Annotated in this window: 13 protein-coding genes; 7 read left to right on the forward strand and 6 right to left on the reverse strand. The window is 34.3% G+C overall.

Features of this window, described 5'->3' with window-relative positions; genetic code table 11:
- Positions 1-137 precede the first annotated feature (137 nt).
- Positions 138-458 carry a hypothetical protein gene (locus AB1410_07780; GenBank protein MEW6456592.1) on the forward strand — a complete coding sequence of 107 codons (321 nt, stop codon included), beginning with the start codon at positions 138-140 and terminating at the stop codon, positions 456-458.
- 162 nt (positions 459-620) lie between these two features.
- Here the strand turns inward: AB1410_07780 and AB1410_07785 are convergent, their stop codons facing one another.
- Together AB1410_07785 and AB1410_07790 are read right to left on the reverse strand one after the other, a co-directional pair.
- The gene (locus tag AB1410_07785; protein MEW6456593.1) at positions 621-1064 is read right to left on the reverse strand and encodes a hypothetical protein; all 444 of its coding nucleotides are present in this window, start codon (positions 1062-1064) and stop codon (positions 621-623) included.
- 254 nt (positions 1065-1318) lie between these two features.
- Positions 1319-2299, reverse strand: coding sequence for a D-glycerate dehydrogenase (locus tag AB1410_07790; protein MEW6456594.1), 981 nt, complete (start codon positions 2297-2299; stop codon positions 1319-1321).
- A gap of 383 nt (positions 2300-2682) precedes the next feature.
- On the opposite strand from AB1410_07790, the gene AB1410_07795 reads away from it, so the two are divergent.
- From AB1410_07795 to AB1410_07805, 3 genes are all read left to right on the forward strand, one after another.
- The gene (locus AB1410_07795) at positions 2683-3600 is read left to right on the forward strand and encodes a ParB N-terminal domain-containing protein (protein MEW6456595.1); all 918 of its coding nucleotides are present in this window, start codon (positions 2683-2685) and stop codon (positions 3598-3600) included.
- On the forward strand, positions 3597-4730 hold the full coding sequence (locus tag AB1410_07800) for a spore photoproduct lyase family protein (protein MEW6456596.1): 1134 nt from the start codon (positions 3597-3599) through the stop codon (positions 4728-4730). The genes AB1410_07795 and AB1410_07800 overlap by 4 nt, the downstream gene beginning before the upstream one ends.
- 136 nt (positions 4731-4866) lie before the next feature.
- Positions 4867-5058, forward strand: coding sequence for a hypothetical protein (locus tag AB1410_07805; GenBank protein ID MEW6456597.1), 192 nt, complete (start codon positions 4867-4869; stop codon positions 5056-5058).
- A 396-nt stretch (positions 5059-5454) separates the two neighbouring features.
- Here the strand turns inward: AB1410_07805 and AB1410_07810 are convergent, their stop codons facing one another.
- The 3 genes from AB1410_07810 to AB1410_07820 all read right to left on the reverse strand — a co-directional run bounded on the left by AB1410_07810 (position 5455) and on the right by AB1410_07820 (position 8342).
- Positions 5455-6912 carry a trimethylamine methyltransferase family protein gene (locus tag AB1410_07810; GenBank protein ID MEW6456598.1) on the reverse strand — a complete coding sequence of 486 codons (1458 nt, stop codon included), beginning with the start codon at positions 6910-6912 and terminating at the stop codon, positions 5455-5457.
- Between the two features lie 23 nt (positions 6913-6935).
- Complete coding sequence (locus tag AB1410_07815; protein MEW6456599.1) at positions 6936-7580, reverse strand: vitamin B12 dependent-methionine synthase activation domain-containing protein; 645 nt, start codon at positions 7578-7580, stop codon at positions 6936-6938.
- A 114-nt stretch (positions 7581-7694) separates the two neighbouring features.
- Complete coding sequence (locus tag AB1410_07820) at positions 7695-8342, reverse strand: corrinoid protein (protein ID MEW6456600.1); 648 nt, start codon at positions 8340-8342, stop codon at positions 7695-7697.
- 66 nt (positions 8343-8408) lie between these two features.
- Here AB1410_07820 and AB1410_07825 point away from each other — a divergent pair, with 66 nt between their 5' ends.
- Positions 8409-9749, forward strand: coding sequence for an amino acid permease (locus tag AB1410_07825; GenBank protein MEW6456601.1), 1341 nt, complete (start codon positions 8409-8411; stop codon positions 9747-9749).
- A 28-nt stretch (positions 9750-9777) separates the two neighbouring features.
- A complete protein-coding gene (locus AB1410_07830; GenBank protein MEW6456602.1) occupies positions 9778-11511 on the forward strand; it encodes a histone deacetylase family protein in 1734 nt (577 codons plus the stop codon).
- Between the two features lie 545 nt (positions 11512-12056).
- Here AB1410_07830 and AB1410_07835 read toward each other — a convergent pair.
- Entirely contained in the window at positions 12057-13097 is a 1041-nt protein-coding gene (locus AB1410_07835) for a DUF362 domain-containing protein (protein ID MEW6456603.1), read from the reverse strand.
- 114 nt (positions 13098-13211) lie between these two features.
- On the opposite strand from AB1410_07835, the gene AB1410_07840 reads away from it, so the two are divergent.
- Complete coding sequence (locus AB1410_07840; GenBank protein MEW6456604.1) at positions 13212-13382, forward strand: hypothetical protein; 171 nt, start codon at positions 13212-13214, stop codon at positions 13380-13382.
- The last annotated feature ends 74 nt before the right edge of the window (positions 13383-13456 follow it).

A 13456-nucleotide genomic window follows, 5' to 3' on the forward strand; every position in this document is an offset into this window, starting at 1 on the left:
ACATGCATCCGACGAAAAGGTGTTTGAGCCCAGGAGACGAAATGTTTCCTTTTAGAAATAAAGGAGAAAACATGGGATAATAACTATTTAAAGCTCTTGACATAGGCAGCGCTTTCATACATGCGTTATTTTTTAAGATGGTTTTTAACTATGCCAAGGTAATCATCGTAAAAGAGGAAAGCAGAAAAGCAGTCAAATCGTGTTTGAAGGCTTTGTCTTTTTCCTTAAAAAATATCTGGAGGTCCTATTTACTTTATCTAATTTTAAGTATTACAGGGGTTGTTCTCTTTGTAATTTTCTTCCTTCTTTTAAGAGTATTTCCCATTACAAACTGGATATCGATTGTTTACATGATAATTCTCCAGCAGGTTTTTATATGGAGCAGAGAAGCCCTTAAAGTTACAATTCTTTCCTCTCAGAAACACTATCTCTCTTATTCTTCATTTCAATTCTTATAAATTGACTATGGTGCTTTACCATTAAAATCTTCAAATGCAAATGATTTATAGCAAGGGGAAAAAGGAAAAAGGGGACAGGCTACTTTTTTCCTCTTCCCCATACCCCTTCAGTATGCTGACAGAAGGATTTTTTATATACTGAGATATTTATGGGACAGCACACTAAAAGGAAAAGAAAAGGCCTGCATAGATTCGATTGGTTTTATAGTCTTTAAATTTAAGGGTTCTGTAGTCGAATCTCATAGATAGGAGTTCGCTCATTGAAAGAATCACCCCTCCTCCGTAGCTTCTATATCTGCTAAGCAAATCCAGATCGAACTTTTCACCTTCGTAACCAATTCCTCCTGCAAGATAAGGCCTAAGGTTTTTTAAAGGAAATGTGACCACGATGTTTCCCGAAACATTCTTTATTGGAGAATGAACATATCGGAAACCCTCAAGCTCTAATCTTGCAAATGGAAACATAGACCATCCTAGGGAAATACCATATATTTTTTCTTGTGTTTCAGTGTCGAACCCTCCAAATCCTGTCAGGTCAATGGCATTGAGGTTGGATACTGAAAGAAATGTAATAATGACAAAAAAAATAAAAAAATTTTTTTTCACCCTTAATTTTTCTCCTTTGATTTTGCTAATTCTATTATCTAATTTTTTCATATTTTTTGATAATTATATATTTTAAATTAACAGATTTTCAAATAAAAATTAATCAAAATCATTTTTTTATCTTTAAATTGATTCAAAGCATATAATTAATAAGATAATATATTACACCAGGAATGGGCCTAAAAGTAGAATCCATCTCTGATTAAAAATGCAAAAAATGAGACCTGACCCCAATTTCTTTGCATTTTTTGTGATTAAGATGAGACTGTTTTCCATTCATCTATCAGGTTTTCTGGGATTTTTCCTTCCAATCCCATTGCGAGATTTTTAGCGGCCATCATTGACATCTTAAGTCTCGTTTCATAAGTAGCTGAACCGATGTGAGGAAGAAGTACAACTTTATTTAATTTTAAAAGCTTATCATAAACTTCTGGCTCTTTTTCATATACATCTAGACCTGCTCCCCAGAGATGTCCATCTTCAAGGGCATCAGCAAGGCTTTTTTCATCAATAACTTCTCCTCTTGATGTGTTAATTAAAATTGCACCCTTTTTCATCATATAGATTCTTTCTCTGCTCATAAGATGAAAAGTCTGTTCATTGAGGGGAACATGAATTGTGATGATATCTGCTTCTTTTAGAAGATTTTCTAATTCTTCAAATCTTACTCCAATAGATTTTTCTTCTTTATTTTGCAATTTTATTTTATCCCAGTACAGCACTTTCATCGAAAAGCCCGTTGCTCTTTTTGCAACTGCTTTTCCAATTCTTCCAAGCCCAATTATTCCGATGGTTTTTCCATATACATCCTTTCCAAGAAAAAGTAATGGATCCCATCCTTTAAACCTTTTTTTCCTTGTAAATTTATCGGCCTCAGGAATCATTCTTGCCACAGAGAGAATAAGTGCCCATGTTAGGTCAGCAGTGGTCTCTGTTAAAATCCCAGGAGTGTTTGTTACCCATATTCGTTTTGATATCGCATAGTGGTAATCTATGTTATTATATCCAACAGCACAATTTGAAATTATTTTCAGTTGGGGAGCTGAATCTATAATCTCTCTGTCAATTCTATCAGTTAATAAACAAAGCAGACCCTGTTTATCCTTAATTTTCTGGATTATTTCCCTTTTCTCCGGAGCTCTTTTTTTCCAACACACTTCCACTTCTGCATGAGCTTTCAAATAATCCATCGCTTCTTTTATTATTTCTCTTGTAAGCAGAACTTTATATTTCATAAAATATTCTCTTCTCTATTTTACTCTCTATTTTACAAATTTCTATATAAATATTTGAAGTACAAAATTAATTATATTAGCAGAAATAGATATTTTAAAAACTAATTTAAATAAAGAGATCAAGCATCTCCTGAGCGATATATCGACAAGCATATTACTACTTAAGAGAGAATGAATTCTAAACATACAGAGTGAGCAGGAAGGGTTGCCCTCCAATTTATTCAATGCGTTTGTATTAGGTAATAATAAGTTAGTGCGGGACGGAGTCACCCTTGCTGATCACTCTTAAACTATAATTACAGATAATTTCTAGGCGGAGGAGATGGTTGGACTCTTTTAGTTTTTGCTTTTTCATATATATTTTTTAAGATAAAATAGGTATTATGAGAAATCAAGTATTAAAGATTTCTGATATCTACATTGATGATAAAAGGTTTCTTATAAGCTATCCCCTTCTTTCACGAAAATTGATGGAATCAATAAAAAAAATCGGCATAATAAACCCGCCTGTTCTCGTAAGAAGAAATGGAAATCCGATTATTTTATGTGGCTGGAGGAGGATTGAGTGTTTAAAGAAAATGAAAATAAAAAAGACTTTATTCAAAATTTTTGATAAAGAAGATGACCTGAAAGCATTTGCATTTTCTTTTTTTGAGAATGTATCAGAACGAATTTTTAATCCCGTTGAAATCTCCAATATTTTAAATAAGTTCAGAGAGTTTGGATTGAGTGACAAGAATATAATAAGAAAATATCTTAAATTTGTGGATTTAATCCCGAACCGTAATTCATTCGAAAGATATATAAGAATTGGAGAGCTTCCTGAAAAAATTAAAAAATCAATAGCAAAAGGAGAGTTTTTAGTATCAAACGCAAATTTGTTAATGAAATTTAATCATTCTTCAAGGTTAAAACTCTTTACTATTCTAAAAAGATTTCATCTCACAGCCAGTGAGCAAAGAGAAGTATTTGAGATGATATGGGAAATAATGAAGAGAGATGAAAAATCTCTTGATGGGATATTTTCAGATTTGAATTTAGAAGAGATTTTAAAGAATATAAATTTAAAGGAAAAGAAAAAGATTTTGAGAGGCAGGCTCAAAAAATTAAGATATCCAATTTTTAGTAAAAAAATTGATGATTTTCTAAAGAATCTTCAATTTTTTACTGAAGGAATTAGAGTTCATCCCTCAAAATATTTTGAGTCTGAAAAATATAGAATGGAGATAGAATTTAAAACCTGGGAAGAGTTAAGGGAGAAAATTAAAGAAGTTCAATTGAGAATTAAAGATGATAGATGAGCCAAACTTTTAAGTTTGAAAAAATATTTGTGGATGAGAAAGTTAAAGATCATGAATTTACTGGAATAGTTTTGCAGAAAACAAAGGGAATCCCGGTAAAAATAATAAAGGATGCAAAAAAAGTTGTAGAGGATTTAGCTCTTGAAGATAATTCAATTACCAGAGGAAAGAGATTTATTTTATTGACAGAGAAGAAGGGAGGTTTTTTAAAACCATGCCCTGGAACTTCTGAGTATTTGTGCTGTGATTATTATGTATTAAACATTTCTGAAAATTGTGTGATTGATTGCACATACTGCATACTACAGGAATATTTAATGAACCCTTTTATAACATTATTTGCAAACTGGGAAGATTCATTCAATGAAATCAATGGATTTCTTTCGGAGAAAAAAAATGATTTAATAAGACTTGGAACAGGTGAGCTTTCAGATAGTCTGGCAATTGAAGATATATTCCCTGTTTCAGAAAAGATTTTGGAATTTTTAAAAAATAGGAAAAATGTGATTTTTGAATTTAAAACAAAATCTGAAAATATAAAAAAATTTTTGAATTTAGAACCAATAAATAATGCAGTCTTTTCTTTTTCATTGAACACTGAAAAGATTGCCAAAGAAGAAGAATTAAAAGCTCCAGAACCTCTTAAGAGAATTGAAGCCGCATCAAAGTTAGCAGAAGAAGGGTGGAGAGTGGGATTCCATTTTGATCCAATTGTACATTATAAAAACTGGGAAATTGATTATCATAGAGTTATTAAACTTCTTTTTTCAAAAGTTGAAGCAGAAAAAATAGCTTGGATTTCCCTTGGAACCCTTAGGTTTAATCCAAAATTAAAACCTATTATCGAGAAAAGATTTCCTAAATCAAAAATTATCTATGGAGAGTTAATAAAGGGAGAAGATGGAAAACTCAGGTATTTCAGACCACTACGGGTAGAGCTTTATAAAAAAATTTATAATTTTATAAAGGAAAATATTCAAAAATATTCCCGAGATAAGAAGTCTATAAGGAAAATAAATATCCCTGTTTATCTCTGTATGGAAAACGAAGATGTATGGGAAGAGGTTTTTAAATGGACTCCGGCGAATAGCAGTGTATTGAATAACTATATATTAAAGCTTTTTCGTTAATTTTTATTAAAAAGACATTCATCCCCTTCTCTCAGAAGACAGGTTTCCTCTCCATAAAAATGTACCCCTCAATTTTTTGTTGACACAAATAGATTACAAAATTAAAATTTAATCATCTTAATAAGGAGAGAAAAAAATGAAATTAGTTTCTATTATTTTATTGGTTGCAGCAGCTCTTGCGTTTATTCTTGGCATTGTGATGAGATTTGCTGGAATTGAAACTTTCCTCGGACAGCCTCCATTAACAATCTGGAGATTTGTCATAGCTTGTATTGGATTTGCTATTGCCCTTATTCTTCTTGAGATGAGTGAGAAAAAGAAGGAGTAAAAAAATATAATTTGCTAATACGAACACACTAATATTTGTTACATTCTATTGTCGTGTTACTTAAATATCTTTTGTTATTCCTTTGTGACACGACACTTTCCCTATGGGAGAAAGATTTCCTTAGACGCTTCGCTGAGCACCCCCCAGACATGGGAAAGTTCCTTCCCCATACCCCTTCAGTGGGCTTTATGAGAAATTGTTTGTTTATAAAGATATTTATGGGACAGCACACTATTTTTGCCCCTCACCCCCGTATCAAGTACAGGGCAGGCTTTAATCTTCTCCCCTCAGGGGAGAGGGAGGGGTGAGGGGACAGGAATGCATCAGAATTAAATACGTTTGTATTAATTACGGTGTCAAGACTGAAATTAGTCTTGACCCAAGAAAGCATTGGTTTCAAGGCTGACACTGGGATATTTTAAAATTCTTAGTTTCTATTATTTTGGTAAGTTCTCTTCTCGTGAATTCATCAAGGCGATAGAAATCTTTTTTACTCAATATTTCATTTGCTTTTTCAAGGGCTTTTTGAGGAGAAGTTTTAGCTCCATTTCTAACCCATTCTTCATAAGTTCCCCTATCTATTATATTACTTAAAAATAGAAATTCATTTTTATACTCTCTTAAAGTTTCAGGCATTGTAAGAAAATGTTTCTTTTCTTCAAACCTTGATAAGAGATTATAAGCGAAGGGTCTTTCTTTTTTCTCAATCCCTCTAATTAACCTTAAAGCAATTCCACATATTTCATTATCTATGATCAATTTTTCTATGCTTTGGCAGCTTTCGAAGCTTAACATCCCAGCTCCAGAGACTACGTTTATTCCGGCTAAAGCGGAAAGGATTATCCCAACTCCGGATTCAATTCCAGATTGAGAATCAAGCGATTTAGAATCACTCAATCCCATATAACTATGAGTGGGAAGTCGTAGATATTTCCCTATTTCTGCATATGCGCAATCTATCATCATTGTTTCAATTGCACCCATTGGTGTGGTTCCATTTTTCATATCAAATATCGAAGGCGAACCTCCATATATTATAGGAGCTCCTTTTCTTGCAAGTTGAGAAATCACGATTCCGCTTAGATTTTCTGCGGTATGCTGGACAAGGGTTCCTGCAAGAGTTATAGGAGATGTTGCTCCAGCAAGAGGCATGGAAACGAGTTCGACAGGAATGCCAGATTTTGCACATTCAATAAAACTTTGACATGTAAGGTTGCTCCACTTTAGAGGAGGAGAGGGACATGCATCAAAAATCGCAAGGGGTTTTTGTTCTAAATTTTTTTTATTTCCCCTTACTGCTACAAGCATATCTTTCATAAATTTAAAACTTTCTACAGTGAATGTTCCTGTGACAACTGGCTTTGAACAGTAAATTAAAGATAATAATAATCTGTATCTATCAGCAATTTCTTCTGGTACGTCTGAAGGAACAATTGCTGTGCTCTGAAGTTTTATGTTTTCCATTTCTTCAGTTACTTTGCAAAAGTTTATGTAATCTTCAGTTAAAGGTTTTCTGAATCTTTGGGTTTTAAAGTCAAGAATTTTGATTGCTGCAGAGCCTGGGTCAAAATAGACATTATCTCCTTCAAGCTTGAATGATTTTTCTCCGGTAGAATTGTAAATTTCAATCAATGAAGGCACTGATTTCAGACTTTTTTCCACAAGGTGCTGAGGGATGTGAACTCTATTTTTTGATATGTTAATGTTTGCTCCTGAATCTGAAAGTAATTTTATTGCTTCCCTGTTTTCCACTTCTACACCTATTTTTTCAAGGACTTCAAATGCCTCCTGGATAATATCTTCGATAAGATTCTTTTCAAGAAATTTAACTTTTGGCCTTAATGTATTGTTCATACATTTTCTCCTTACAGTAATCGTTAATTCTTTCTGAAATTACAATTCTTTATCGGACAGGCTTTACAGCCAGAAGAACCTTTTATTTTAGTCGGGTTATCGAATAAGTTAATCGCAAAGGATACGGATTTTCGAGGAACCATCATAAAATGAGAGGTGAGGGTTACTTCGATTGATTCGGCTGGAAGAAGTTCGAATATGTACCTCTGATAATCGAGAGTCCATTTTCCATATCCAGGGCTGAATCTTTTCGATGGGAAAAGTTTTAGTTTTTTTGCTTCACTGCATATTCTCTGATTTGCTTGAACAGCTACGCTTTCTGCCATTTCTGACCCGATTACATCATAAATTAAACCTTCCAAAAGATTGTTTTCTCTCATTAGCTTTTTCGCTAAATCTTCAAGTTTATTACCAATCGTGCATATACAGAGAGCTATTTTCTCAGCCCTGTTAAACACAGAATGCTCTGGTATTTCATTATTTTCAAAGATCTTGCAGACATATTTTGGTTCAATATATTTCATCGAATTTTTTTTGCACTCTTCAACCATAGAAATTATAGAATCTGTTTTTTCTGTTATCTTTTTTTTATATCCGATGAGTCGGATTAATCTTCTTGTGTCTAATTCAGGAAGAGGAAATTTAACTTCTCTTATAATTATTTCCATACCTCCAGCGGTCTAAATTTTAGTAAGCGAGTAAGGTTTTGTAACATGAGAATTTAATATAACTTTTCCTGCTCAAATTATTAACCACCAAAAGACTTTACATGCTTGCAAATTTTACTCAAAGAATGATTTAGCAATTTTTACTGCAAGGGCAGCATTGTCAGCAGTTCCATCAGCACCAATTGAAAGGGCCCATTCTTTTGTGACAGGGGCTCCTCCGACCATAACTTTATATTTTTCCCTTAATCCTTTTTGTTTGAGAATCTCAATAACTTTTCTCTGTCCAATCATTGTTGTTGTGAGCAGTGCTGACATGCATATCATATCTGCCTTTTCTTCTTCAGCTTTTTCAACAAAAAGGTTTAACTTTACATCTGCTCCAAGATCAATCACATCGAACCCATTTGCAGTGAACATTGAGGCAACAAGAGTTTTCCCAATATCATGAATGTCTCCCTCAACAGTCCCGATTATAACCTTTCCTAAGGAATGGATTTTTTCCTTTCTTTTGGAGAGAATCGGGTTGAATATATCAAGGGCAGCTTTCATTGCCTCAGCGCCAAGAATAAGCTCCGGAAGAAAATATTCTCCCTTTTCCCAGAGGTTTCCAACCTCTTGAATTCCTGGTACATACCCATCATCAATCGATTCGGAAGGGTCAATCCCAATTTTTAAAGATAATTCTGCAAGTTCCAAGGCTTTTTCTTTATCTCCCACAATGATAGCATTTTTCATCTGGCTGAAAAGTACCTCTCTATTCATTTATTTCTCCAGGTAATAAAGCCTTTCGCAATTTTCATTTTTTGAGTATATTTAATAGGCAAAATAATGTCAATTCAACAGGATTCAGGAAAAGTAGAATTAAAAAGGGTTCTCAATCTATTTGATTCATCGATGATAATAATTGGAACAACTATCGCATCTGGGATTTTTCTCGTTCCTACAGTGGTGGCAGGACATATAAAATATTCAATACCAACGATTATAGGATGGATGTTAGGAGGGATAATAACTCTATTTGGAGGGCTCTCTCTGGCAGAACTCGGAGTATTGTACCCGAGAGCTGGAGGGATGTTTGTGTATCTTAAGGAAGCTTATGGAAAATTCTGGGGGTTTTTGTATGGTTGGACATTGTTTACCGTAATCCAAACAGCTTCAATTGCAGCAGTTGCGGTAGTTTTTGCCACTTATTTGGGACATTTCGTAGAGCTATCAAGATATTCTATCGTCGGGATAGCGATAATATCGATTGTGTTTCTTTCGATTGTGAATTGCTTTGGAGTAAAATTAGGGGCAAAGATTCAAAATTTTTTTAGTGTTTTAAAAATCTCTGCAATCATTGTATTGATTTTTCTTACTTTTTCAAAGCAATTAGGAGCGACTTATTCAAATTTCTTTCCACTTTTTCCTGAAAATAATACATTCCCATTTCTTGCAGCCTTTGGGCTTTCAATGGTCTATATTTTATTTACTTATGATGGATGGATTCATATAAATTATATAGCAGGCGAGGTAAAGAATCCTTCAAGGAATATCCCTGTTTCTCTTATAGTTTCAATCATGATAATAACGGGCATTTATTTATTAGCAAATATAGCATATATAAAGGTTTTATCGATTCAAGAAATTGCAAATTCTGAGAGGGTAGCTGCTGATGTTGCCGAAAAAATAATCGGATCTTACGGTGGTGCTCTAATATCAATAATGGTTATTGTAGCCACTTTTGGCGCTAACAATGGAATGATACTGGCTGGTCCGAGAGTTTACTATGCTATGGCTGAAGATCAGCTTTTTTTCAGTTTTTTATCGAAGATAAATAAGAGATATCATACACCCGTAAATTCTATCTTAATCCAGGGTTTATGGTCTTCAGTGCTTGTTCTTTCAGGAAGCTATGAACAGTTGCTTACATATGTGATATTTACATCATTTTTATTCTATGGGATGTCAAGTTTTGGTGTGATTTTATTAAGAAGAAAGAGGCCTGATTTAAAAAGAGAATATAAAACATGGGGATATCCTTATACTCCTGTAGTGTTTATTTTATTTTCTGCTGCCCTTGTTTTAAACACAATAGCATCAAATCCAAGAGATTCTTTGATTGGAATTTTCATCATGTTTTTGGGCATCCCTGCATATTATTACTGGAAGACAAAAAAAATTGTATAATTATTTTTTAGATGAGGAGATTGAATAGATGATAAGGTTTTATCAGATTTTTGACCCTGATTCAGAGTATCAGAGGGAAAAGCTCAATGCATCTCTGGATATATTCAAAAAATATTACAATTATTATGAGGATTATGCTGAAAAGATACCTCAGAAAATAAAACAGCAGGCTGAGCTTGGTTATAAGGTTGGTATGATAATAGCTGAGAGTCTGAAGGATGGAGTTGTAGGATTTGCCCTTTACAATCATTTCTGGGATGTCCAGCTAAGCTATCTTGAATTCATAGTGACAAGGAGGGACATAAGAGGAAGGGGGCTTGGAGGAGCACTGTATGAATCATTAAGAGAAACCCTTTTCTACCATGGGTCAAAGGGCCTATTTCTTGAGGCAAGGCCTGATGTGTCAAAGCTGGTTAGACAGAAAGAGGAACTAAAACAGAACAAGATCAGGATGAAATTTTATGAGTCATATGATGTGAGGCCGATTCAGGGAATTCTTTATGATATACCTCCTTTTGGAAAGTGGGTTCCTCCCTTTCTTCTTTATGACCATCTTGGTAGAAATAGACCATTAAAAGCATCTGATTGCAAAAAAATAGTAAAAAAAATATTGGTGGAGAGATATGGAGTATCTCCCACTGATAGATATTTAAAGAAAATGATTAAATCAATTAAAAAAGAAAATATATCTACAAGACCATTTAAGTACATAAAAAAAGTCGAAAAAATTTTCCCTTCCGTGAAGAAAAGTTTGTTTAATCCTCTAAAAGTTGTTTATAATGAAAAGCATAAGATCCATCACATAAAAGAGATAGGATATGTTGAAAGGCCTGTAAGAGTCCAAACTATTTTAAAAGCGATAGAAGACCTGCCATTCATTGAATTTAAGTCACCAAGGGTTTTCAGCGAAAATTATATAAAAGAAGTTCATGCTAAATATTATGTAAATTATATAAAAAATGTATGTAAGAGTCTGAAAGAAAATGAGGTTATATACCCATATGTTTTTCCGATCAGATATCCTGATAGAAAACCGAGGGATAGGGGGATCAGGGCTGGATATTACTGCATTGACACATTCACCCCCCTTACAGGGAATGTGTACCCCGCAGCAAGAGATGCAGTTAACTGTGCTCTTACTGGAGCAGAGTTGATTATGAAAAAGGGAGAACACATTGTTTATTCAATCTGCCGGCCTCCTGGTCACCATGCAGAGAAGGATTCATATGGAGGTTTCTGTTACTTTAACAACAGTGCAATAGCTGCAAATTATCTCTCAAAGAAAGGAAAAGTAGCAATACTGGATATAGATTTTCATCATGGGAATGGAACCCAGAATATTTTTTATAATTCTAAAAAAGTGCTTTTTGTCTCTATCCATGGAACCCCATACACAGAATACCCTTATTTCAGTGGCTTTTCTGAGGAGAAAGGGAGGGGAAGGGGATATGGATATAACTATAATTTTCCTCTTGATGAGAAGGTAAAGGATGAGAAATATTTAAAGATATTAAAAAAAGCATTGAGAACAATTAGGAGATTTAGCCCAAAGTTTCTTGTGGTATCAACGGGATTTGATATTTCTAAGGATGACCCCACAGGAAGCTGGATGATTACATCAGAGGGTTTCAGGGAGATAGGGAAGGCATTGTCAACATTTTCAATTCCTATTTTAATCGTTCAGGAGGGAGGTTACACAACAAGAGCACTCGGAAAAAATGTTAGAAATTTTCTTGCAGGAATATGCTCAAAGTATTTCTAAAAATTAGAAAATTAGGGACACATCCGAATTAATTAGATTAATTAGAACGTGAGCAGGAAGAGTGACTACGAAAACACGCTGTATTTTCCCCATCAAAGTGTTGTGACACTCAAAATTGTCTTTGTTATTTATTTGTGTCACAACACTTTCCCTATGGGGGCAAGCCCCCCTTAGACGCTTCGCTGAGCACCCCCCAGACATGGGGAAGATACCTTCCCCATACCCCTTCAGTGTGCTGTCAAAGAACTCCTTTCTCTGGGAAAAGATTTATGGGACAGCACACTTGGAAAACTCCAGCTCGGCACTCATGCTTCGCTCTTTCCCGAGCCTTTAAGCTCGGGAAAACCATGCCCGCTACGCATTCGTGACGGTTTTCTCCGCCACCCTTCCTGCTCACTATTTTATTCTTTAAAGAAATCTCCAAGTTCATGGAATACAATCTTGATAAATTCGGATGTGCCGCTCATTTCTAAAGATTTTTAAGACCTATGAGTTACAATCTCTCAAAATTAATAGTTAGGGGTAAGGAGCGAACGGAGAGCGCTTCAGGTGTAAAGGATTTCTTTTAGCTTTTTAGAATATTCTGAACTTTTTTTGTCTTCGGTAATGATTTTTATTTGTTCAGGAGATTTTATTCCAAGTTCGAGCTCAACTGCCCTTGAAATCTGCTCCTGCTCGAAAATTTTTCTTTCCATAATGTCTCTGTTGCTCCCCAGCTCTTTCAATATGGCAAGACCTACTGCATCTATTGCAATTCTATCTATTCCTGCAAGGAAGACATTTGCATTTTTTCTTTCTCCTGTCATGGGACCTCCATCCACAAAGGCTTCAATTCCATCTAACACAATGAGTGAAGGTTTATAAGCGTAGTTTATTTCTGCAATCATTTTTCTCATGTCAGGCGATCCATGGAGCTCTCTCATAAAAGGGTGTCCTTTTCGTGAAACAATTCCAACTGAATTTTTTAGGGACATTGTGAATATTCCTCCATATTGATGGGTTTTAAGGCAGCATGTGGAGATTATACATTCAGATTCGATGATTGGCTTTGCAACTAAAAACCCATCTTTCCAGTGGGAACCTGGAGGAACTATTTTCACATATCCATCTTCGCCGAGTTCATCAAAATTTATCATTTCTGTATCTAATTCCTTTGCCAGTTCATAAATATTTTTTCTCTGCAATACTAAACTTGTTGTTTCAGGACCGCTTCTATCTCCGATTGATATCTTTTTTCCGCCCATTTCTTTTACCTTTATGATAATTTCTCTTAATGTATCATTGTGGGTTGAACCAGGCGTTGGATGAGAGGTGTTGAAATTAGGTTTTACAAGGACATTCTTATCCTTGAATGGGTTTATGTTTAAAAATTCAATCGATTTTCTCACACCTGTTCTTCGATCATCAGTTTTAACTAAAGAAACTGGGGTTTTTTCTTGTTTTGATTTTTTATCTGAAGGAAACTTTTCCTCTTTTTTGGTTCTGAAAAAAGAAGAGTTTATTGAGGATTTAAAAGATATTAACCCTATTCCTCCCATTACAAAAAAATCTCTCCTTGTAATTTTTCCGTAAAAAAATTTTTTCATTTTCTCCTCTCATAATAATTTACTTAATAATGGAATGTAATTTCATATAAATAGCTATAGCATATTTTTCCTTTTTTCTCATCCTCATTTATGGTTACTCAATCCTCAGAATCTATGGGAGGAAGGATAATTGATGGACCCATAAGCGCATCCTGTTTCGGAAGATGCTGGACATGGTGCAAAATTTACTATGACGATGGCACATCGGGATGGTCCCCAGAAGATGGATTGATCTTTGAAAAGGGGACAGAGTCTAAGAAAAAAAGAAGGAAAACTCCAAGATAGGCAAAAGGAATTTTAGAGAAGTGTGATCAAAATGGAGTAAAAAATTCTTCTATCAAGTTTTAATGTTTGATATA

Source organism: Acidobacteriota bacterium, from assembly GCA_040756905.1.
Taxonomy (GTDB): domain Bacteria; phylum Acidobacteriota; class Aminicenantia; order JBFLYD01; family JBFLYD01; genus JBFLYD01.